The following is a 22,425-nucleotide window of genomic DNA, read 5'->3' on the forward strand; positions in this document are numbered from 1 at the left end:
CTTCTGCCTCCCGGTTCGCGTCATGTCCATGACGCGAACCGCCGAGAGGAAGGCGAGAACCATGACCGGTACGGGTCCGGACGAGCCGCTGGCCCGCGCGTTCGAGGAGCAGCGCGGACGGTTGGTGTCCGTGGCGCACCGGATCCTCGGATGACGCGCTGGTGGCCGAGTCGGTCGGCCTGGCGTTGATGGTGGTTCTCGACACCCTCGGCCCCGCCGAGCGCCTGGCTTTCGTGCTGCACGACGTGTTCGCGGTGCCGTTCGACGAGATAGCGGAGATCGTCGGCACCTCCGGTGACGCCGCCAAGATGCTCGCCTGGCGGGCCCGCCGCAAGGTGCGGGACACGCCGCGGCCGGCCGCCAGCCACCGGGAGCAGCGCGCTGTGGTCGACGCCTTCATGGCCGCGACCGGCCACGGAGACTTCGAAGGCCTGCTCCGCGTGCTCGACCCGGACGTGACCTGGCGGGAGCACACGGCGCGCGGCCTGGTCGTCAGGAGCGGCTCCACAGAGGTGGCCGCCAGGGTGCGGCGGGCCGGACGGGCACGCGGCACAGCACGCCGCGTACGGGTGAACGACGCCTTCGGGGTCGCCGCCTGGACGCCCGACGGCCGGCTGCGCACCGTCATGGCGTGCACGGTCGTGAACGGCCGGATCGTCGAGATGGAGTCGGTGACCGACCCGGCCCGGCTCGCCTCCCTCAGCCTGCCCCGGCCGACCGTGGAAGGTCCATGGACGCGAGGCGCTCGGAGTCGGTGACGGACACCATCTCGGTGATGCGGCCGTCGGCCACGGTGCACGCCATGACGCCCAGCGGCCTGCCCTTGCGGTCCGACACCACGAAGCCCGGCTCGCCGTTGACCAGCACCGGGTAGGTGCTCACCTGGGCCTTGACCCCGTGCTGGGCCCGGGCGGCGACCTCGGTCGCGCCCTGTCTGACAACAACCCCGTGCCCGGTGTACGCGCGCCACGTCACGTCCGGGTCCAGCACCCGCAGCAGGCCGTCGAAATCACCGTTCCGGGAGGCCGTGATGAACGCGTCGACCACCGCACGCCGGTTCTTCGGCTCGTCGCCGGGCGGCGGCCTGTCCTGCACCTTGCGACGGGCCCGATGGGCGAGCATCTTCGTGGCGTCGGGGGACCGGCCGACGATCGGGGCGATGTCCTGGAACGGCACCGCGAACATGTAGTGCAGGACGAAGGCGAGCCGTTCGGCCGGGCGGAGCGTGTCGAGCACCACCATCAGCGCCAGGCCGACCGAGTCGGCGAGCAGTGCGCTGTCCTCGGGCGTATCGCCCGGGTCGGCGGCCACGATCAGCTCGGGCAGCTGGTCGGAGGGCGCCTCGGGCCGAGCTCGGCGGGAGCGCAGGAGGTCGATGCAGACCCGGCCGACCACGGTGGTCAGCCAGCCGCCGAGGTTGTCGATCGCGGCGGCTTCCTGGCGGGCCAGCCGCAGCCAGGCCTCCTGCACGGCGTCCTCGGCGTCCGCGCGGGACCCGAGCATCCGGTAGGCCACCGCGACCAGCCGCTCACGCTGCGCCTCGAAGGCTCGCGCGACGGCCTCGTGCGCGTTCGATCCGGTCATGTCGACACCTTCCCCCAGCGCGTTCCGTCATGGACATGACGAGTGGCGGAGGTCCGGGGTAACCGGCAGCGGGCAGAAGGGTCCGGCTGACTCTGGTTGGATGGTCTCCGGAAGATCTGGGGGTGCACCCGATCGATCGATCAGTGCAGCACCCGGCCGCCGGCGGGACAAGCACGCCGGCGGCCGGGCCTTCCTGATCTGCGCCCCCGTTCGTCGACCTCGCAGATAAGGAAAGTGGAGATCAGGATGAACCCCCGCGGAGCCGGTGCTTTTCGCGCGACTGCGCCCGATCTCCCGGTCTTCGGCGTAACCGCAGGTCACGGGCGTACCGTGCGGGGTCCTGTGCAGGACTTCCCACGTGAGCACGTGACGGCATGAGCGGTCCGGGGTCCGCGAAGCGGGAGCTGAGGGACCGTTTCGCCGAGCTCTACCAGGCCGCCGGCAAGCCGCTGTACGCGACCGTGGCCCGGCACACCCGGTTCAACCTCGAGGAGGCCGGGGCGCCGGCCGCGAACATCGACAAACAGCGGGTCTCGAGCTGGCTCTCCGCGGCCAACCCGATGACCCCGGACACCTTCGCCAAGCTGCGGGCGTTCGTCGCCGCGCTCACCGAGCTGATCGGCAAGCGGCAGGCCACCGCGCCGGCCTGGAACGAGCAGGACTGGCGGGCGCTGTGGGAACAGGCCCGCCGGCGCCAGCCGGCCGGGCCCGGCGCGTACCCGGGCCGTCGCCGGACCGGTGACCGGCCGCCGGAGCGGGCCCGCTGGGTCCTCCCGCCGGACACCCTGGCCTTCACCGGACGCACGGCCGAGCTCGACCAGATCATCGCGGCCGCCACCGGCGGCGTGGTCTCGATCCACGCCATCGACGGGATGCCCGGCGTCGGCAAGACGGCGCTCGCCGTGCACGCCGCCCACCTGCTCGCGGACCGCTTTCCGGGCGGCCGGATCTTCCTCGACCTGCACGCGCACACCCCCGGCCAGCAGCCGGCCGACCCGGCCGACGCGCTGGCCACCCTGCTGACCGCCGACGGGGTCGACCCGCGGTACGTGCCGGAGTCGCTGGACGGCCGGGCCGCGCTGTGGCGGGACCGGTCGGCGGCCAAGCGGATCCTGCTGGTGATCGACAATGCGGCCGGCAGCGACCAGGTCAACCCGCTGCTGCCCGGCAACCCGGAGTGCGCCGTACTGGTCACCAGCCGGCGCCGGCTCGGCGACCTGCCCGGACGGACCCGCCACCTCGCGCTGGGCCTGTTGCCGCTGGAGCAGGCCCGGACGATGTTCCTGCACCAGGCGCCGCGGGCCGGCACCGAGCCGCTCGCCGCGGTCGACGAGGTGGTCACGCTGGCCGGCCGGCTGCCGCTGGCGGTCTCCCTGCTGGCGAAGGTCTACACCGCCCACGCCACCTGGACGCTGACCGATTTGCGGGCCGAGATCAACGCCCGGCTGCTGACGCTGACCGCCGAGCACGCCACCGTGGCGGCCGCCTTCGACCTGTCCTACGACACTCTACCGGCCGGCCGGCAGGACTTCCTGCTGCACCTGGCGCTGCATCCGGGCATCGACGTCGACCCGTACGCGGCCGCTGTGCTCGCCGGGTGTACGCCCGACGAGGCCGTGGACCAGCTCGACGCGCTGCACCGGGAGAACCTGCTCATCGAGGTCGGCTACCGCCGGTACGGGCTGCACGACCTGATCCGCAGCTACGCGAAGGCCCGCTCCCGCGACCTGCCGGAGCGGGAGCGGCGGGACACTCGGGACAGGTTGCTGGACTACTACCAGCACACCGCCACGGTCGCCGGTGGCTATCTGCTGCCCTACACCCGGCCCCAGCCGCCCGCGATCACCGTGACCTGGGCCGGACCCGAGCTGACGGACAGCGTGCAGGCGCTGAGCTGGGCCCGGGCCGAGCGCGCCAACCTGCTGGCCGCCCTGGCCGGCGCCCGGGGCGACGATCCGGCCCGCTTCGTCGGGCTGACCGCCGGCCTGACCGGTCTGCTGCGGATGGACGGCCCCTGGGCCGACGCACTGGCGATGCACCAGGCCGCCGCGACGGTCGCGCGGGACCGCGACGATCCCTGGGCGCAGGCGTACGCCCTGGTCTGTCTCGCGGACACGCAGCGCCTGCGCAGCGACTACGACAGCGCCGTCGAAGCCTTGCAGCGTGCCCTCGACCTCTACCGCCGCCTCGGCTCCCGGGGCGGCGAGGCCAATGCCCTGCTGCAACTCGGCATGGTGCGGTACTCCGTCGGCGACCACCCGAGCGCGGTGCCGCCGCTGCAGGACGCCCTCGACCGCTGTGCGGAGCTGGACGACCGCCGCGGCGAGGCCAACGCGCTGCTGCAACTGGGCATCGTGCGGTACATGGGATCCGACCTGTCCGGTGCGGTGGATCTGCTGAACCGGTCGCTGCGCCGCTCGCGCGAGCTGAACGATCTGCCGGGAACGTCGTCGGTGCTGACGGTCCTGGGTTACGTGCACCGGATCCGCGGCGACTACCCGGCCGCCGAGGCAGCGCTGACCGAGGCGCTGCCGCAGTGCCGCGAGCTCGGCGACCGGCTCCGGGAGTCGAGTGCGCTCAACCACCTGGGCGCCGTGCTGCACCGCACCGGGGACCGGGCCGGCGCGGCGGACGCGCTCGCCCTGGCCGTCGAGCGCAGCCGGGAGGTCGGCAGCCGGCTCGGCGTGGCCACGGGGCTGGTCTTCCTCGGCACTCTGCGCCGCGAGAACGGCGATCCCACGGCCGCGATCGAGACCCTGACCGAAGCCATCGACCTGGTCCGTGATCTCGGCGTACGCGGCGGCGAGGCGGAGGCGCTCAACGAGCTGGGGGCCGCGTACCGGGATCTCGGTGAGCTGGACCGGGCCGCCGAGCATCACCGGCTGGCGCTCGGCCTGGCCCAGGAGATCGACAGCGCCATCGACGAGGCCCAGTCGTACGCCGGGCTGGGCCGTACCGAGCTGGCTGCGGACCGGCCGGCCGCCGCGGCCGAGCACCTGCGCACCGCGCTCGCCCTGTTCACCAAGGTCGGCACGGGCGAGGCCGCGGACGTGGCCGCCGAGCTCGAACGGCTCGAGTCCCGATGACGCCGAGGCCCGGGCCGGCCCGTTCGAGGGCGGCCCGGGCCTCGGATCAGCTCACGAGGCGGTGCAGGTGGGCGAGGCGCCGACGGCGCTGCCGGTGCCCTGGAAGCCGAACTCCACCGACTGCCCGGCGGCGACCCGCCCGTTGTAACTGACGTTGGAGAACTGCACGGCGCCGCTGGTGCCGGAGTTGGTGGCGTTCCAGCCGCTGGTCACGGTGGCGCCGCTGGGCAGGTTCAGGCCGACGGTCCAGCCGTTGATCGGCGCGGACCCGGCGGTGACCCGCACGGTGGCGACGAACCCGCCGTTCCAGGAGTTGAGCGACACCGCGGCCGAGCATCCGGCCGGGACCGGCGGCGAGCTGGCCGAGGCCGACGGCGAGACCGGGGGCACCGACGGCGAGACCGGCGGCGAGGAGACCGGCGGTGAGCTCGGCGGGGTCGTGGTGCCCCGGCCCTTGTTGAGCTCTTCGAGGACGGCCGTGTAGGCCGCCTTCTTCTGGTAGTTGCCGTTGCTCCCGGTGAACAGCAGGCCGCGCTCGGAGGCGCGCCACGACTCGCTGTCGGAGATGCCCCAGACCGTGATGCCCGTGCACCGCGCGACGTTCAGGCAGGCCCGGACCACCTTGCGGTAGTTCTCCGCCTGACCCTGGCCGATGTCGTTGTTGCTGAGGTCGTCGTCGATGTCCAGCTCACTGAGGTGCACCTCGACGCCGAGGTCGGCGAAGCGCTGGATGTTGGCCTGCAGGTCGGCGGTGATGATGCTGTTCGGGTTGTCGTTGAAGTGGCTCTGGAACCCGACGCAGTCGATCAGCTTGCTCGACCCCTGGGTGTACGCCCGCACGATGTCGTACAGCGCGTCGGACTTCCTGTTGCGGCCGCCGCCCTGGACCGTCAGGCCCTCGACGTCGTAGTCGTTGATGCAGAGCTTGGTGCTCAGCCCGTTCTGCTGGACGACCTGCTTGGCCCGGGTGAAGGAGTCCCGGATGTAGTCGGTGTCGGTCGCGTCGAAGTAGTCGCCGTCGCCGTTGGCGTCGCGGTCCAGGGTGTGCGGCCACTGGCTGCGGCGCGTCCCGGCGTTGTTGTCGGCCAGCGACTCGTTCACGACGTCCCAGTAGGCGATCTTGCTGCCCCAGCGCGTCAGCGCGTTGCCGATGTACGTGTTCAGCGTCGACTGGTTGGCGCCCTGCAACTGCCCGGCCTGCGAGTACCAGACCATGGTGTGGCCGCGTACCACCATGTTGTTGGACTGCGCGAAGTTGACCAGCGTGTCCGCGTTGCCGGTGTTGCGCAGCGTGCCGTTGGCGTTGGCGATCGCGTCCGGCTTCATGTCGTTCTCGGGGGTGAGCTGGCCGAACTCGCTGGAGAAGAAGGAGTTCAGTTTGCCGGGACCCGCGGCGGCGCCGAAGAACAGACCGGCCTCGGCGGCGGCGGCCCGCAGGGTGCTGGCGGCTGCCTCAGCGGTGCCGGTGGACTGCACGGTCACGACGCCACCGACCAGAAGAACCGCTGCGCCCATCGCTGCAAGTTTCGGTCTACTTCCGGCCCGTCCAAGTACGCTACTCACGAGGTTTCCTCCTTGTTTCGACCCGGTAAGCCTCAGCCAAATATCGGGAGCTGTCAATCAGAAGTTACGCGAAGTGGATCTTGAAGGACCGAAACTTCCGGAGACGTCAAGGTCGCTCGACCGGGTGAGCGCCGCGCCCGGCAGCCGTCCATCCGGGACATTCCTCCCTACGGTGATCTTCTTGTCCCGTGCCGAGGAGATGCCGTGAAACGTCGTTACCTAGCCGTCGCCGTGGTCGCCGCGCTCAGCGCCGCCGCCGACCAGATGCCGCTCCCGGATCCGGCCGCCGCGACGACCCCCGACGCCTGGGGACAGGCCGCGGCCCACGCGACCGGCGACTACTACAACCCGGGCGAGACCCGGCTGACCCCCGCGACCGCCGGCAAGCTCAAGCCACGGTGGAGCGTCCCGCTGGCCACCGCGAAGTGCGCTGCCCCGGCCACGCCCCTGGTCGGCGCGAATCGGCTGATCACCGCGGCGGCGTACCGGATCAGCGGCTATGACGCGACCACGGGCGCGCTCGCCTGGCGGACACCGGCCACCACCAGGAAGACCAGCATCAGCCTCGCCGCGATCGTGGGGACCAGGCTCGTCGCCCAGTCCCGGGACTGCCGGTCCGGCAAGACCTTCCTGAGCGTCCACGACGTGACCACCGGCCAGGTCCTCTACCGCAAGCGGATCCCGGAAACCATGTACGGCCTGCTCGTCGACAAGGGCATCGTGGTCGGAAGCGTGTGGGACGCGCCGATCAGCAAGTACGGCATCCGGGCGTACCGCATCGCCGACGGCTCGCGGGTCTGGGCACGACAGGGCTCGATCGCCGGGGAGACAGTGGCCGCCGGGGGCAGGATCCTGGTGGTCGGCGACGACTCGACCACCGCGGTCGACGTCACGACCGGCCGAACGGTGTGGCCGGCCGACGCGGGTTGTCACACCCCGATCGGCGCGTCACCCGACGGCTCGACGTTCTACCTGCGATGCGGGCCGGACGAGCGGATCCGCAGCGTCGACGCGGCCACCGGAGCCGTGCTGAAGACCTTCCCGAGCCACGGCTCGACCTTCGGCTTCGCCACTGATGGCGAGCGGATCTACCTGCACACCTTCTCCGACGAGCTGATCGCCGTCGACGCGAAGGACGGCCGCCGGGTCTGGACGGCCACCTTCACCGAGGACGCCCCCATCACGTTCGCGGTCGGCGGGGGAGTGGTGTACGGCTGGCGGGACACCGGTCGCCCCCTGGCGGCGTTCGAGACGCGCACCGGGAAACCGATCACGCTGGACGCGAAGACCTCGGCCCTGCAGGACGCACCGATGGTGGCCAACGGCCGGCTGTACGGCCGAACCGGGTCGACGGTGACCGCGTACGCGCCCTGAGTCAGCGGCCGCCGGCCGCCGTGACGGTGTAGGCCTCGCCGTCCACCGCGATGGGGTAGCCGAAGTAGGTGTAGCCGACGTTGTAGAGGGTGCCCTGCTCGCCGGCGGCGGCCTCGTCGGTGAAGGTGATGCGCAGCGTGGCCGTGTACGACTCGCCGGGCTGCAGGCTCGGGTTGCCGTCGGAGTACCACCAGTAGTAGCTGTTGCTCGGGCCTGACACGGGCGTCCACTGGTCGCCGTCGAGGCGTTCGACGAGGACCTGGTCATTGCCGGCCCGATTGAGCAGCAGGCCCGGCCGCAGAATCGAGTAGGCCAGCGGCGTCGTGTTGGTCAGCGACATCGTCACGACGGTGGGCGTGCCGACCTGGAGCCGGCCGGACCAGCCGGTGATGTCGGCCCGCGGCTCGACCAGGGCGATCCGGTCGGCCCTGCGGTCGGCCGCGAACACGACGCCGTCACCGTCCAGCGCCTCGGTGGCCACACGGACGGTCATCTTGTCGACGTGCGGCGCGCTCTCGGTGGGCCGCGTCGAGATGCGCAGCCGGATCGTGGTGGTGGCGTCGGCGTCGACCCCGGACAGCGCGGGAGTGGTGGCCACCAGGGCATCGCCGCGGACCTCGTAGTTCAGCGAGCGGTACTGCGTGCCGAACTGATAGCTGAGCACCAGCGTGGAGTCGAGCGGCCGCAGAGCGCTGCCGGAGACCGGCGTGACGGTCATCCGCAGCGCGACACTCGACCGCGCGGTGCCGCCGGTGTTGACGACCTCGACCGGAACCTCGGCGGCGGTGAGCCCGGCGCCGACAACGGCCGGCGGGGCGAAGGAGACGTGCGGAGAGGCGGCCGCGGAGGCCGGAGCGACAGGCAGCGCCACGGCGCCGGCCAGCAGCAGGGACGTCGTGGTGGCGCGCAGGACGGCAAGACGCATGTCGCAATACCCCCGTGTCGTGACAGATCTTCCGGACACCATAGCGGTCCCGGTCGATACGTGATGTCCCGCCGGATCACCGACCGGCTGACGTCCTCTGAGGTTTCTCGTGTCCGGAACGCGAAGGAGCCCGCTGACCCTCGGGCCAGCGGGCTTCTGTTGTCGGCGTCAGGCGGTGAACTTCACGCGGCGCCGGCGCGCCGCGGCCTGCCGATTCGTCGTCGCCCGCGGCCGTACCGCCGTCCTCGGTGGAGCAGTTCTCGGGCTGTTCGTGGGCGATCGTGCGGGGCCTGGCGCCTCCGGGAGGCTGCAAGCCGCTGGCGGGCGTGACGTCGAGGGTGAAGCCGACCGTGGCCGGGAACGTCTCGCTCTTGGTCTCGCCGGGCTTGGCGACCAGAGTGCGTTCCTCGCCTTCGCTGCTCTCCAGCCGGAAGGCCACCTCCTGCACGGCTGAAGCCGGGTTGACCAGCGTCATGGTCGCCGGTGACTTCGGCGCCGTCGACGAGCCGGTCCAGCTTCGGTGGACCGCCGATGCCGGTGGGGACCGTCGGTGAGGGGGATCGCAACAGCGCCTGACCATAACGACTGCCAAGTCGTCGCACCATGACACGAACGGGTGACGGAGGGCTGGCCCTGCGCCGCTGACACAATGGGCCTCGTGGCTTACGGAGTGGTGCTGCGGCCGGATGCGGAGACCTCGCGGTCGCTGATCGAGTTGTCGCACGCGATCGGGGACGGTCACGAGCCGCTCATGCTGCTCGGCGAGAAAGCCCCTCCGCACGTCTCGGTGCTGCACATGGACTGCGCCGAGGACCAGACGGCCGGGATCGTCGCGGCGACCGCATCCCACCGGGGCCGGATCTTCCCGGCGACCATCATCGGCCTGCTGTACTCGGTGGTCCCACCCGGTGACTACTACGTCCCGACCGGCGGCTACTACTTCGGCCTGGAGATCGTGCGGAGTCCCGAGCTGGACGCCCTGCACCAGGAGTTCCTGGGTCTCGGCCATCCGCCGCTGGGTCTGGTGGACCGGGACTACCGCCCACACATCACCCTGGGCATGACGGCCGGGCCACCTTCCCGGCCGCCGTTCCCGAAGATCCCCACCGGGGTCATCCAGCTGACGATGTCCAGCGGCCCGGTAGGGCCTTTCGGAACCTTTCCTGAGCTCCGCCAATAGCCGAGAGGAGCGTTGTCCTGCTCGACGTGGATCGGTGCGAGGAGTGCCGATTCGCCTACGCCACCGTTTCGACCGCGGACCTGCCGCCCCGATGGTTGGCGCGCGACTTCGACGCCCTGAGCCCACCGCGGTGGAGTCGCACTGTTGTCTACAACTGGCCGTCGGCCGAGTCACAGACGATCCTGTGCCTCGGCCGGCACACCGTCCATGAGGTGGAACACCACCTGATGGACCTGACGGGCTGACCCCGCCGCGCGGTCAGCTACGCGCGGACCACTGCTGGTTGTGTTGTCCGTTGCAGGCCCAGAGGATGAGTTTGGTGCCGTTCGCTGTTCCGGCGCTGTTGGCGTCCAGGCACAGTCCGGACTGGACGCCGGTGATGGTGCCGTTGGCGTTGATGGTCCACTGCTGGTTGGTGCCGCTGTGGCAGTCCCAGATGATGACCTGGGTGCCGTTGGTGGTGCCCTGGCCGTTGGCGTCGAGGCACTTGTTGCCGTACACCTGCAGCTGCCTGGCGGCGGTGTGGGTCCAGCGTTGCTGGGTGCTGCCGGCGCAGTCCCACAGCTGGACCTGGGTGCCGTTGGTGGTGCTCGCGTTGGGCACGTCGATGCAGCGGCCGGACTGCCCGCCCACGAGCTGGACGCTCTGCCGCGGGTCGCTGCCACCGGCCGGGGCGTATCCGGCGGCGGTGATGTTGGCCTGGACGGCGTTCTCGGTCGCGGCCGACGGGTAGCCGGACGTCAGCACGCCCTCGAAGAAGGTGCCGCGGCCGGTGACGCTGTTGTCCCCGCCGATGCCGAGCAGGATGGCCCCTTCCTTCTTCATGGGGTGGTAGCCGTTGGGGCGTACGCCGTCGAAGTAGGTCGAGAGGCTGCCCGACTGCGCGTTCCCGCCCCGGATCGCCCAGTGATTCGGCTCGCCCTTCACCATGGCCGTCACGAAACGGTGGTTGACGGACGGGATGTCGTTGTATCCCGCGTTCACCCCGGAGAACAGTCCCCACTCCAGGTCCGCCATGATCCAGGGACCGCTGCCGGCCCCGTATCCCCACTGCTTGTCGGCGCCGAAGTACACGGTCTCCATGATCGCGGGGGAATCGGCCTCGCCGTCGGTCTGCGCGTTGCCGTAGTCGAAGCAGCACCACTGGTTGTAGTGCGCGCCGTCGACGACCGCGTAGATACCTTCGGGCTGGTCGCCGGTCGCGACACCGTTGGTGTTGTTGTTGCGGTAACCGGTTCCGGGAGCGATGTAGACGCCGTACGCCTTCTGGCCGCCGACGGTGACGGGTGCGGCCTTCGCGTCGGCGAGATTGTCCCAGCCGCCGGCGGCGGGACCCGGCCAGTGGCCGGGGGGTGCCTGGGTGAGGCGGTTGTTGCGGCCGGACTGGTCGTAGATGACGGTGATGACGCAACTCGTGGTGGCACAGAACGAGTCCTGGGTGGGGGCGTCGGCGTAGCCGCCCGCGCTCAGCACGCCGATGTCCCGGGTGGCGTTGTCCGACGCCCGGCGAACCTGGTAGAGCGGGCCGGTGTACGCGCCGTACAGCGCCCGGGTGGTGCTGTGCGCGGCTACGCACGGCGTACCGCCGGAGGCGTAGATGTCACAGGGGCCGGAGACGGCGGCCTGGGCGCCCGACGCGTCCGAGACCACGGAGACGCCGGCACCGGCGAGGAACAACAAGGCGGTGCTGAAGCGACTCAGCGTTCTTCTCCGCACGATCATCAAATCCTTCTCAACGGCCGAGCAGTCGCCAGGTCTGGTTGAGGGGACTCGCTTGAGCCACCGGCTTGCAGGTCCACTGGTGGACGACGGCGCGCGCCGCGGTGGACACACCACTGACGTCCACGCACTTGCCGCTGTGCCGGGCCACGAGCTGGTAGTCGTGCGCGTCGTTGCCCGCGTAGCTGACCCGCCGCAGAGTGAACTGCTGGTTCAGCCCGCCGCTGAGGCAGGTCCACTGCTGTACGGCGGCGCCGTCGGCGGTGGACACGCCGCTGATGTCGAGGCATTTGCCGCTCTGCTGGTTGACGACCGTGTAGGTGTCGGCCACACCGGACACCGGGCGGAAGTTCCACTGCTGCTGGGTGCCGCCGTCGCAGGGGTACTGCTGCTGCTGGTTGCCGTCGGTGGTCCGCCGGTCGGTGTTGTCGAGGCACATCCCGCTGTGCTGGGCTACGGCGGTGCTCTGGAAGCCCGCCGTGCTGATGGGCGGCAGGACCGTGATGGTGTACGCGTCGGTGACGGTGTTGTTGGCGATGGTCACGGTGGTCGCGTTGCCGTTGAGGGTGACGTTCTGGTCCTGCACGGTGGTGGGTCCGGTGACCGCGCCGCCGTTGTTGTGCGGGATGCGTTGCACCTGCACGCGGACCTGGTTGTTGGTCACGATGCCGGTGGTGGTGTTCAGCCCTTGCAGGTTGACCGCGATGTTGCCGGTGGTGCGCCCGCCGCCGACGAGGATCTTGGCGTTGCCGTCGGCCTTGGTGGCGTACGCGTCGTACCCGGCGGACGCCGTGGTGGGCACACCGGTGCCGGTCTGTCCGGCGTAGAACCGGTAGACCCACCACTCGCCCTTGGGCTGGTACTGCCCGGCCGAGTTGTGGGTGAGCAGGTTGCCCAGGTCGTTGTGCAGGTTGCCGCCGCTGGCCCAGTTGGCGCGCAGCCCGTCGGCGCCGGCGCGTTCCAGCCGGGTGATGTACCAGGCGCCGTCGGCGGGGTTCTGTTCGTCGCCGGCGCCGTACTCGTTGATCTGGTACGGCCGGCTGTGCGGAATGCCGCGGGAGCCGAGCGAGGAGTTCGCGGCGGCCACGTTGGCCACCGGGTCACCGGGCAGGGAGTGCCAGCTGAAGATGTCCGGCACCGCGTTGTTGGCCTTGACGTGGTCCAGGTACTGGCCCCACCAGCCGCCGCTGGTGGAGGGGACGCCGGCCAGGCTCGGCCCGACGATCAGGGTGCCGGGCATGTCGGCGCGCAGCCGCTGGTAGGTGCGCCGCCAGAGTTCGAAGTACTGGGCCTGGGTGCGGTTCCAGAAGATGGAGAGGTTGGGTTCGTTCCAGATGTCCCACTGGACCGGCACCCCGGTGGCTTTGACGTCGGTGATGACGCGGGTGAGGAAGTTGTCGTAGTCGGTCCAGTTGCCGTTGTCGCCGGGGAACCGGGGGATGCCCGCGCCGTCGGCGCCCCACAGGTCGTGCGGCAGCAGGATGAACGTGCCGCCCAGGGCTTTGGTGCGCAGCATCTGGGCGCGGGTGGCGTTCCATCGGCGGTCGTATCCGCCGCCCTGCCAGCCGCCGCCCGGCAGCTGGGCGCCGCCGGCCCGCATGGCCTGGTATTTGATGTCGGTGAAGAAGTTGTCCGGTGGCGCGGCGCCGTTCTCGGTCATGCCGTAGATCCAGCCGGACGCCCGGTAGGTCGGCGCGGTCCCGGTGGCGGCGAAGTTCACGCTGATGCTCTGGTCGTCGGCGCGGGCCGGGGCCGGTGCGGCGAGAACGCCGGCGGCGGCCAGCACACCGGCCAGGATGCGGCCGATGCGGGTACGCGTGGGGGATGCGGGTCTCACGGTGCCTCCGGAGGGGAGAAGGGCAGCAGGGATCGCGGGAGGAGCCGGCGGCTCGTCCCGGGGAGCGGACGGTTCAGCTGGTGCGGGCGGGTCCGGTGCTGTCGCGCAGGGCGATGGGCGGCGCGAGCAGCAGGTGACGCGGCGGGCTGCTGGGCGCGGCGATCCGTTCGAGGAGCAGCTCGACGGCGTGCGAGCCCATCTCGAGCGTGGGGACGTCGGCGGCGGTGAGCTGGGGGCGGAAGCCCTCGGCCCAGTGCCGGGCGGCGACCCCGGCGATGGACAGGTCACGCGGGACGGCGACGTTCAGCCGCTCGATGCCGCGCTGGAGGCCGGGCAGGGCCGCCTCGTTGACGGTCGTGATGGCGGTGACTTCGGGGTGGCGTTCGCGCAGCTGCTCGAACCATTCCTCGCCGGCGGCCGGGTCGTCGGCGCACGGCTGCTCGATCCCGGTCAGGCCGCGCTGCCGGACGGCCTCGGCGAAGCTCGCCTGGGCCCGGTGGGCCGGGCCGTAACCGGCGGCGAGCAGTTCGGGCGACCGGTTGAGCAGGGCGATGTTGCGGTGGCCGAGGTCGGCCAGGTGGTGCACGCAGCGGGCCACCAGCGCGGCGTAGTCGACGTCGACCCAGCAGGTGCCGTGCGGGTGGGCGGTGTGGCCGATGGTGACGAACGGGAGCCCTCGCTGCTGGAGCGTGGTGACGCGTTCGTCCTCCAGCCGGATCTCCATGAGGATGACCCCGTCGACCCGGCGGCCCGAGACGAGGCGCTCGAACGAGCGGTCGTGGTCGCCGCCGGAGGGGGACAGCAGCACGTCGAGGTCGGCGTGGGCCGCGGCCTCGACGACGCTGGCGACGAAGCCGAGCTGCATGTCGGTCAGGCGCAGGCTGGCCGGCGGGATGACCAGCCCGAGGGTACGGGTCCGGCCCTCCTTGAGAGCCCGGGCGGCGGCGTTGGGTCGGTAACCGATCTCGTCGATGACGGCCTGGATCCGCTGCTTGGTCTCCGTGCTCACCGATCGGCGCCCGCTCAGCGCGTACGACACGGTGCTGCGGGACACCCCGGCCCGGCGGGCGATCTCCCCAATGTTCATGAGCACCTGATCCTATCGCTGTCGAATCGGTTCGCGGCTGACGCTAGGCAGGGACATCCAGCGGTGTCAATAGGATGCCGGCGCGATGGCCAAGATGTTTCAGAACGCGACAATACCGCCCGGTGAAGGTGTTGACCGTGCGGTGGCGGAGTCCTACTGTCGGCGCACCGAGTAGTCGAACCGATTCGAATGCCTGTCGTTGTCGTTGCCGCATTCAGGAGTTGTCCGACATGAGAACCTCGACCATCGGCCGCCGGGTTGCCGGCTGCGCGTTGCTCGCCATCACTCTGACCGCGCTCGCCGGCGCCTGCTCCGACTCCGGCTCTCCGTCGTCCGGCGCGTCGGCCGCGGAGTACACGATCTGGGACCCGTACCCGCAGTTCGACACCGGCTCCGACTGGGTGAAGCTGCTGACGGCCTGCGGCACCGGCGCCGGGGTGACGATCCAGCGGACCGGCTATGACACCACCGACCTGACCAACAAGGCCCTGCTGGCCGCGCAGCAGGGCAACTCGCCGGACGTGCTGATCGTCGACAACCCGGTGGTGTCGACGCTGGCCGAGGCGGGAGTGCTCACCACCACCGCGGACACCCGGATCGACACCTCGGCGGCCGAGCCCAACCTGCTGGCCGCCGGGCAGGTCGGCGGCCAGACGTACGGGATGCCGATCGGGGCCAACACCCTCGCGCTGTACTACAACAAGAAGGTCCTGGACGCGGCCAAGGTCGACCCGGCCACGATCAAGGACTGGGCCGGGCTGACCGCGGCGCTGCAGAAGGTGAAGGCGGCCGGCAAGAAGGGCATCACCTTCTCGGCCATCGGCACCGAGGAGGGCTCGTTCCAGTTCCTGCCCTGGTTCTGGGGCTCCGGCGCGAACCTGACCCAGCTGGACTCGCCGCAGGCCGTGGCCGCGCTCACCCTCTGGACCGACTGGCTGAAGCAGGGCTACGCCCCCAACTCCGTCATCAACAACACCCAGACCACCAGCTGGCAGGAGTTCGCCAGTGGCGACTACGCCTTCGCCGAGAACGGCACGTGGCAGCTGGCCAACGCCGAGAAGGCCGGCTTCGAGTACGGGATCATCCCCGTCCCGTCCAGCGCCGGCGGGACCGCCCCGGCGCCCACCGGCGGTGAGTTCGTCACGGCACCCGTGCAGAGCGACACCGGCCGGTACGCCGTCGCGGCCAAGCTCATCGCCTGCCTGACCAGCGCCGACAACGCGTACACCACGGACACCACGCTGTCCTACATCGGGGCCACCGGCGCCGTGCAGGCCAAGCAGATCAGCGAAACCCCGCAGCTGAAGGTCTGGGTCGAGGCGGTCAAGGCGGCCAAGGGCCGCACGAGCGACAACCTCGGCACCAGGTACCCGAAGATCTCCGAGCCGATGTGGGGCGCGTTCCAGGCCGCACTCAGCGGGAGCAAGTCCCCGCAGGACGCGCTCAAGGCGGCACAGGCCACCGCTGCCGCGGCCACCAAGTGACATGGCGGCACCTGTGAAGGAACGCCCGCGCGCGCAGCCGGCGGCCGAACAGCCCGACCGGGCCGCGCGGCGCCGGGGCAGAGCGGAACAGTGGTGGGCGTGGGCGTTCGCCGCGCCGGTCGTGCTCTACCTCGGCGCGTTCTACGCCTACCCGCTCTACCGCAACCTCGATCTGAGCCTGCGCGCCTACACCGTGCGCTCCTTCGTGCAGGGCGGGGCGCCCTTCAGCGGGCTGGACAACTACCGCACCGTCGCCGCCGACCCGACGTTCCTGCCCGCGCTGACGCACACTGTCGTCTTCACCGTGGTGTGCCTGGTGTTCCAGTTCTCGATCGGCATGGCGCTGGCCCTGTTCTTCCGCCAGCACTTCCCGCTTTCCGCGACGCTGCGCGCCCTGTTCCTCGTACCGTGGCTGTTGCCGTTGATCGTCTCGGCCTCGAGCTGGTCCTGGATGCTCAACAGCGATTCCGGGATCGTCAACGCCGCCCTTCAGGTGTTCGGGGCGGAACCGGTCAACTGGCTGACCGACCCGCGGTGGGCGCTGGTCAGCGTGATCATCGCCAACATCTGGATCGGTGTCCCGTTCAACCTGGTGGTGCTCTACAGCGGTCTGCAGGCGGTCCCGGCGGAGATCCACGAGGCGGCCGCGCTGGACGGCGCCTCCGGATGGCAACGCTTCTGGCGGGTCACGTTCCCGCTGCTGCGTCCCGTCTCGGCCATCACGATCCTGCTCGGCCTGGTCTACACGCTGAAGGTCTTCGACATCATCTGGATCATGACCCGGGGTGGTCCGGCCGACGCCTCGGCCACCTTCGCCACCTGGTCGTACCGGCTGGGCTTCGGCAGCGCGCTGCCGCGGTTCGGCCCGGGCGCGGCGGTCGGCAACCTGCTGATCGTGCTGGCGCTGGTGTGCGGCCTGGTCCACATCCGGATGCAGCGCAGGCAGGCGGCATGAGCAGAGCGCTGAAGACGGTCGCCGGCCTCGGGCTGACCGCCGTGATGCTGTTCCCGGTCTACTGGATGATCAACGTGTCCTTCACCCGGGACACCGACATGCGCGCCGACCCGCCGCACCTGTTCCCGTTCGACGGCACCCTGGAGGGCTATCGCGCGGTCCTGGACCAGCAGCTGCCGTACCTGGGCACGAGTCTGCTGATCGGGGTGGGCACGGTGGCCGTGACGCTCGCGCTGTCCGCGCCGGCCGGATACTCGCTGGCCAAGCTGCGTCCCCGGGGTGGCGGGGCCCTCAGCTTCGTCCTGCTGATCGCCCAGATGATCCCCGGCATCATCATGGCGATGGGCTTCTACGCCATCTATCTGCGCGCCGGCGTGCTGAACTCGGTCGCCGGGCTGATCCTGGCCGACTCGACCATCGCCGTACCGTTCGGGGTGCTGATCTTCGCCGCCTTCATGGCCGGCATCCCGGCCGAGCTCACCGACGCCGCGATGATCGACGGCGCCTCCCGGTGGCGCACCTTCCGTTCGGTGATCCTGCCGGTCAGCCGCAACGCGATCGTCACCGTGAGCCTGTTCGCCTTCCTGTGGGCCTGGTCGGACTTCGTCTTCGCCGCGACCCTCGACGGCGGTGGCGCCCATCAGCCCATCACGCTCGGCATCTACCACTACATCGGCAACAACAACCAGCAGTGGAACGCGATCATGGCCACCGCGGTGGTCGCCTCCGTTCCCGCCACCGTGCTGCTCATCCTGGCGCAGCGTTACGTGGCCGCCGGCGTCACCGCCGGTGCGGTCAAAGACTGAGCCAACACCGGCGAAAGGCACCTATGTCCGTGGTCACCACCTTTTCCGTACGGGACATCCCGTTCAGCCACCGGGAGTCCTGGTTCGACATCTCCCCGGTCATCGCCGAGCAGACCTACGCCGAGGACCTGCACCTGGTCTCGCACCGGTCCGGGATGCACGCGGTGCTGCGTTTCGAGGCCCGGAGCGCGGGGGAGCGCGTCGACGCGCCGGTCTCGGCCACGCCGTCCCGGCTGCGGTGGGAACACCCGTCCGGCCACGTCGACCTGGTCTACGAGAACGCCGACACGATCAGGGTGCGCGGCACCGGGCTGGGCCTGCGCATCGCGGTCGCGGCGGCGTCGCTGACCCCGTTCTCCGGCACCTACCTCTATCGCGATCCGCGGGACGGCGCGTACGTGTTCACCTCCTATGCCACCGGCCACCGCTACCGCATCACGGTGCTGGCCGGCGACCCGGCCGTCGCCGGCGTCGAACTGCTCGGCACCGGCGACCGGCACCTGGACCTGCCCGGCGGCCCGGCCTGGGAACTGGCCATCGAGGAGTACGCGACCAGCCGCGACCCGTACCGCCCGGCCGCGACCTTCGACGAGGTGGCCCGCGACACCGCTGACGCGTTCGGCCGGTACGTCGACGCCGTCGCCCCCTGGCGCGACGCCCGCACCCCGGCCGCCGAACTCGCCACGTACGTGTTGTGGTCGGCCACCGTGGCGCCCGGCGGGTTCCTCGGCCGCCCGGCCGTGCTGATGTCCAAGCACTGGATGGACAAGGTGTGGAGCTGGGACCACTGCTTCACCGCGCTGGCCCTGGCGGCCGGCGATCCCGGACTGGCCTGGGACCAGTTCCACATCCCGTTCGACCACCAGGACCCGACCGGCGCGCTGCCGGACTCGGTGACCCATTCCGAGGTCCTCCACAACTTCGTCAAACCGCCCATCCACGGCTGGGCGTTGCGCCGCCTGCGGCAGGCGCTGCCGCCGCTCGACCGGGAGCAGCTGACGCAGACCTACCGGCGGCTGCGCGAATGGACCTCGTTCTGGCTCGACCAGCGCCGGGTGCCCGGGCATCCGTTGCCGCACTACCAGCACGGCAACGACAGCGGCTGGGACAACGCGACCACCTTCGACGCGGGCCGCGTGCTGGAGACCGCCGATCTCACGGCGTTCCTGATCCTTCAGCTGCGGGAGCTGAGCAGCCTCGCCGCCGAGCTCAATGACGCCGGGGCGGCGGAGCACTGGACGGCCACCGCGGAGCAGCTGAAGACCGCGTTGCTGTCGACCCTGTGGGACGGCAGCCGGTTCCTGGCCCGTGTTCCCCGTACCGGTGAGACCTCGGGCAGCACCAGCCTGCTCGCGCTCATGCCCATCGCGCTGGGCGCCGACCTGCCGGCGGATATCCGCACGGCCCTGGCCGCGGGCCTCAAGGCCCACCTCACTCCGCACGGGCTGGCCACCGAGCCGCTCGACTCGCCCCGGTACGCCGCTGACGGATACTGGCGCGGCCCCATCTGGGCCCCCGCCACCCTGCTGATCGAGGACGGCCTGCGGCGGGCCGGGCACGACGAGCTGGCCGACGACATCAGCGGCCGCTTCCGCGAACTGTGCGAGACATCGGGCTTCGCCGAGAACTTCGACGCCGGGACCGGAGCCGGTCTGCGCGACCGGGCGTACACCTGGACCGCCGCCGTGTACCTGATCCTCGCCGCTCGGATGACCTAGCCGGCCGCCGTGGCACGCCGGTAGCGCTCGGCCGGCCTGCCCAGGACGGCCACCAGTTCGGGCGCGTCGGCCACGGTGAGGTCGGTGCCGAGCATGCCCGGCTGCCCCGCACGCCGAACGCGAGTCCCTGCTGACCGAGGCCGAGCGCCTCACCGCGTGCCTGTCACCCGGCGCGATTTGCGACATCGTTGTCGAGGCGGGCTGACGACGCCTGCCTGAGCAGCGCCTCGGCCTTTGCCTTGAGCAGTGGTACGGACGCCACGTCCGAAGTGGACAGCAGGGTGTGCAGGAGGGCGATGGCACCGGGGGAGTCGCCGCCGGCCAGCAGCGCCTCGGCCAACCGCAGATTCGCGAGGAACACCCCGCGGGGATCGCCCGCCTCGACCATGCGTCGTAGCGCCTCGCGCGCGTCGCTCATGGCGGCGGGCAGGTCGCCGCGCGCGCGGCGCAGCCGGCTGTGGTGCACGAGCAGCCAGCCGAAGCCGTGGGCGTTGCCGACCGCGTCGGTCACCTCGCGGGCCTGCGCGTACGTCGCGTCGGCCAGGTCCAGCCGCCCGAGCGAGATCGCGCAGTCCAGCTTACGGACCAGCAGTGCCCGATGGCTGTCGTTGTTCCACAGGGCCCGGGTGTGGGCCAGCGCCCGGTCCAGCAGCGGCAGGGCCTCGGCCGGCCGGTCCCGCAGGACCAGGGTGTCGGCGTGGGTGCGCAGGGCCAGCACGATGTCGTCCGGGTCGCCGGTCGCGTACGCGATCGCGGTCGCCTCCTCCGCGTGCGCGAGAGCCGGCCGTCCCTGGAACATCCGGGCGAACGCGAGGCCGGTCAGGCTGTGCACGAGTTCGTGGCGCAGTCCCCGGCGGCGGAACACGGCGACCGATTCCTCGAACTCCGCGGCGGCGTCGTCGAGGCACAGTGACAGCAGGACATCCGCCCGGCTGCTCGCCTGCCGGCTGGCCACCCGTTCGTCCCCGGCCGCCCGGGCGGCGTCCCGGACGGCGGCGCGGACCTGGACGATCTGTTCGTAGCCGCCGCGGATGGACAGCGGTGGGACGGTCAGGTCGGCCAGCAGTGCCGCCTTGTCATAGCTGCCCAGCACGCACGCCTGCGTGATGGCGTACAGCAGCTGACCCCGCTCGGTCTGCAACCACGCGCCCGGGTCGGCGGTCAGGGTCGCGAGGTCCACCGGCGCCGCGTCGAGGTCGTCCGGCAACGGGTCAGGCGGCAACCCGTCCTTGCGGTCCACCCGTACGTGCACGTCATGGGCCAGCACCAGGAACGTGTCCAGCAGGCGCCGGTACGCGGCCCGGGTCACCTCCCGGTCCTCGCCGCGGGCCAGCTCCCGGGCGAACAGCGCGACCAGGTCGTGCGGCCGGTACCGCAGCTGCCCGGTCAGGTCCAGGCCGACCGGGTCCAGCAGCCCGGCCGCCATGAGCTGCTCGACGGCGCGTTCGCCGTCGCCGCCGTCGAGGACCGCGCCGAGCGTCCAGGCGGCGAAGGACTCGGCGGCCAGCAGACCCATCCGGCGCAGCGCCAGCTGGACGGGGCCGGCCAGCCCGCCGTAGCCGACCGCCAGTTCGGAGCGGACCGCCAGGTCACCCACGGCCAGCTCGTCGAGGCGCCGGCGCTCGTCCCGCAGCCGATCCGCCAGCGCGCGCAGCGGCAAGGTGGGCCGGGGCTGGAGCCGGGCGCCGATGATGCGTACCGCGAGGGGGAGGCGGCCGCACAGCTCCACCAGCTCCTCCGCGGCCGGCCGCTCGCCGGCGACGCGGTCCGGATCGAGGATCTCGGCGAGCAGCGACACCCCTTCCGCCACCGAGAACGGCTGCAGGCGGTGGTGATCGGCGGCGGGAAGCTCGTCCAGTGACCGCCGGCTGGTGATCAGGACGGCGGAGCCGGCGGTTCCGGGCAGCAGCGGTGCCACCTGCCCGGCGTCGGCGGCGTCGTCGAGCACGATCAGGACCCGGCGGTCGGCCACCCGCGCGCGGAACGTCGCCGCCCGCGCCGGTACCGAGCGCGGCTGAGCGTCCGGGAGCAGCCCGAGCGCGTACAGCAGCTCGCCGAGCACTTCGGACACGTCCCGAGGAGCGGCGCCGCCACCGCCGAGGTTGACGTAGAGCTGACCGTCCGGGAAGCGGTCCCGTACGCGGTGCGCGACCTGCCCGGCGAGCGCGGACTTGCCCACGCCGGCCACCCCGCTCAGCACCACGATCGGCAACCGGGCCGGCTCGCCGCCGGCCTCCAGTGAGCCGGCGATCGTGGCCACCTGAGCGGTCCGGCCGACGAAGTCGCCGATCGCCGGTGGCAGCTGGCACAGCGCCGGCGGATCCGGCCCGGCGCGGCCGGGGGCGTCGCCGTCGAGCGATTCGCCGAGCAGGATCGCCTGGTGCACAGCGCGAAGCTCGGGCCCCGGATCCAGGCCCAGCTCGGTGCGCAGCAGGGCGGCGACGTCGCGGTAGACCCTCAGGGCTTCGGCCTGCCGGCCCGATCGGTAGAGCGCGTGCATCAGGTGGGCCCGCAGCTCTTCCTGGAACGGGTACGCCGCGACGAGCGCCCGCAGCTCCTCGACGACCGCCCGGTGGTGCCCGAGCGCCAGTTCCAGCGCGAACCGGCGTCCGGCCGCCTCGAGGCACCGCTCCCGCAGCTGCGGCACCTCCTCACGATGCAACGTGGCCGACTCCACGTCGGACAGGATCGGACCACGCCACAGCGCGTTCGCCGCCCGCAACGATTCCAGGGCGGCCGCCCGGTCGCCCTGACCCAGGGCTGTCCGCGCGCTCTCCAGGAGCTCGTCGAGCTTCTGCAGATCGCAGGAGCCCGGTGGCAGTTCGATGACGTACCCGCCGCTGCGCGTGTGGATGGCGACGTCCGCGCCCAGCTGCCGGCGCAGCCGTGCGACGTACGTCTGCAGGGCCGCGCGCGCCTCGGCCGGCGGCTCGTTGTCCCACAGCCGGTCGATCAGGACGCTGACCGGCACCACGCGGCCCGCGTGCAGCACCAGCGACGCGAGGATGATCCGGAGCTTCGCCGCCGAGATGACGACGAGCGCGCCGTCCCGCCGGATCTCCAAGGTGCCCAGGACGCGGAAATGGATGACAGCCGCCACCGGCACC

17 protein-coding genes are annotated in these 22,425 nt (G+C 71.4%); 9 read left to right on the plus strand and 8 right to left on the minus strand.

Features of this window, described 5'->3' with window-relative positions; all coding sequences use genetic code 11:
* The first annotated feature begins 161 nt into the window (after window positions 1-161).
* Window positions 162-758: a sigma factor-like helix-turn-helix DNA-binding protein gene (locus tag AB0C12_RS34105; protein WP_360554109.1), complete on the plus strand. Its 597-nt coding sequence runs from the start codon at window positions 162-164 to the stop codon at window positions 756-758.
* Here the strand turns inward: AB0C12_RS34105 and AB0C12_RS34110 are convergent.
* Window positions 700-1,584 carry a sigma-70 family RNA polymerase sigma factor gene (locus AB0C12_RS34110; protein ID WP_360554111.1) on the minus strand — a complete coding sequence of 295 codons (885 nt, stop codon included), beginning with the start codon at window positions 1,582-1,584 and terminating at the stop codon, window positions 700-702. The genes AB0C12_RS34105 and AB0C12_RS34110 overlap by 59 nt on opposite strands.
* A 374-nt stretch (window positions 1,585-1,958) precedes the next feature.
* On the opposite strand from AB0C12_RS34110, the gene AB0C12_RS34115 reads away from it, so the two are divergent.
* On the plus strand, window positions 1,959-4,670 hold the full coding sequence (locus tag AB0C12_RS34115) for a tetratricopeptide repeat protein (protein WP_360554113.1): 2,712 nt from the start codon (window positions 1,959-1,961) through the stop codon (window positions 4,668-4,670).
* A 51-nt stretch (window positions 4,671-4,721) separates the two neighbouring features.
* Here the strand turns inward: AB0C12_RS34115 and AB0C12_RS34120 are convergent, their stop codons facing one another.
* Window positions 4,722-6,185: an endo-1,4-beta-xylanase gene (locus AB0C12_RS34120; RefSeq protein WP_360554115.1), complete on the minus strand. Its 1,464-nt coding sequence runs from the start codon at window positions 6,183-6,185 to the stop codon at window positions 4,722-4,724.
* 252 nt (window positions 6,186-6,437) lie between these two features.
* Here AB0C12_RS34120 and AB0C12_RS34125 point away from each other — a divergent pair, with 252 nt between their 5' ends.
* A complete protein-coding gene (locus tag AB0C12_RS34125) occupies window positions 6,438-7,607 on the plus strand; it encodes a PQQ-binding-like beta-propeller repeat protein (RefSeq protein WP_360554117.1) in 1,170 nt (389 codons plus the stop codon).
* Between the two features lies 1 nt (window position 7,608).
* Here the strand turns inward: AB0C12_RS34125 and AB0C12_RS34130 are convergent, their stop codons facing one another.
* Together AB0C12_RS34130 and AB0C12_RS34135 are read right to left on the minus strand one after the other, a co-directional pair.
* Entirely contained in the window at window positions 7,609-8,532 is a 924-nt protein-coding gene (locus AB0C12_RS34130) for a hypothetical protein (RefSeq protein WP_360554119.1), read from the minus strand.
* Window positions 8,533-8,608: 76 nt separating this feature from the next.
* Window positions 8,609-9,007: a hypothetical protein gene (locus AB0C12_RS34135; protein ID WP_360554121.1), complete on the minus strand. Its 399-nt coding sequence runs from the start codon at window positions 9,005-9,007 to the stop codon at window positions 8,609-8,611.
* Between the two features lie 183 nt (window positions 9,008-9,190).
* Here AB0C12_RS34135 and AB0C12_RS34140 point away from each other — a divergent pair, with 183 nt between their 5' ends.
* Together AB0C12_RS34140 and AB0C12_RS34145 are read left to right on the plus strand one after the other, a co-directional pair.
* Window positions 9,191-9,712, plus strand: coding sequence for a hypothetical protein (locus AB0C12_RS34140; protein ID WP_360554123.1), 522 nt, complete (start codon window positions 9,191-9,193; stop codon window positions 9,710-9,712).
* 26 nt (window positions 9,713-9,738) lie between these two features.
* Window positions 9,739-9,957 (plus strand): hypothetical protein, encoded by a 219-nt coding sequence (locus AB0C12_RS34145; protein ID WP_360554125.1) that lies wholly within the window; start codon window positions 9,739-9,741, stop codon window positions 9,955-9,957.
* A gap of 13 nt (window positions 9,958-9,970) precedes the next feature.
* Here AB0C12_RS34145 and AB0C12_RS34150 read toward each other — a convergent pair whose 3' ends face one another.
* The 3 genes from AB0C12_RS34150 to AB0C12_RS34160 form a co-directional block, all read right to left on the minus strand.
* Entirely contained in the window at window positions 9,971-11,434 is a 1,464-nt protein-coding gene (locus AB0C12_RS34150; protein ID WP_360554127.1) for an arabinofuranosidase catalytic domain-containing protein, read from the minus strand.
* Window positions 11,435-11,444: 10 nt separating this feature from the next.
* On the minus strand, window positions 11,445-13,268 hold the full coding sequence (locus tag AB0C12_RS34155; protein ID WP_360554129.1) for an RICIN domain-containing protein: 1,824 nt from the start codon (window positions 13,266-13,268) through the stop codon (window positions 11,445-11,447).
* A gap of 73 nt (window positions 13,269-13,341) precedes the next feature.
* Entirely contained in the window at window positions 13,342-14,355 is a 1,014-nt protein-coding gene (locus AB0C12_RS34160) for a LacI family DNA-binding transcriptional regulator (RefSeq protein WP_360554132.1), read from the minus strand.
* 230 nt (window positions 14,356-14,585) lie between these two features.
* Here AB0C12_RS34160 and AB0C12_RS34165 point away from each other — a divergent pair, with 230 nt between their 5' ends.
* Genes AB0C12_RS34165 through AB0C12_RS34180 form a run of 4 tightly spaced genes read left to right on the plus strand, consistent with a single transcriptional unit; the run spans window position 14,586 to window position 19,318 of the window.
* Window positions 14,586-15,839, plus strand: coding sequence for an extracellular solute-binding protein (locus AB0C12_RS34165; RefSeq protein WP_360554134.1), 1,254 nt, complete (start codon window positions 14,586-14,588; stop codon window positions 15,837-15,839).
* 1 nt (window position 15,840) lies between these two features.
* Window positions 15,841-16,794 carry a sugar ABC transporter permease gene (locus AB0C12_RS34170; RefSeq protein ID WP_360554136.1) on the plus strand — a complete coding sequence of 318 codons (954 nt, stop codon included), beginning with the start codon at window positions 15,841-15,843 and terminating at the stop codon, window positions 16,792-16,794.
* Window positions 16,791-17,600 (plus strand): carbohydrate ABC transporter permease, encoded by an 810-nt coding sequence (locus tag AB0C12_RS34175; RefSeq protein ID WP_360554138.1) that lies wholly within the window; start codon window positions 16,791-16,793, stop codon window positions 17,598-17,600. Before AB0C12_RS34170 ends, AB0C12_RS34175 begins: the two co-directional genes overlap by 4 nt.
* A 23-nt stretch (window positions 17,601-17,623) precedes the next feature.
* On the plus strand, window positions 17,624-19,318 hold the full coding sequence (locus AB0C12_RS34180; RefSeq protein WP_360554140.1) for a trehalase family glycosidase: 1,695 nt from the start codon (window positions 17,624-17,626) through the stop codon (window positions 19,316-19,318).
* 163 nt (window positions 19,319-19,481) lie between these two features.
* On the opposite strand, the gene AB0C12_RS34185 is transcribed toward AB0C12_RS34180, so the two are convergent.
* Window positions 19,482-22,418, minus strand: a complete 2,937-nt coding sequence (locus AB0C12_RS34185; RefSeq protein WP_360554142.1) for a BTAD domain-containing putative transcriptional regulator — start codon at window positions 22,416-22,418, stop codon at window positions 19,482-19,484.
* Window positions 22,419-22,425 lie beyond the last annotated feature (7 nt).

Origin of the sequence: Actinoplanes sp. NPDC048967, from assembly GCF_040649415.1 — a bacterium.
In the GTDB taxonomy this organism is placed as follows: Bacteria; Actinomycetota; Actinomycetes; order Mycobacteriales; family Micromonosporaceae; genus Actinoplanes.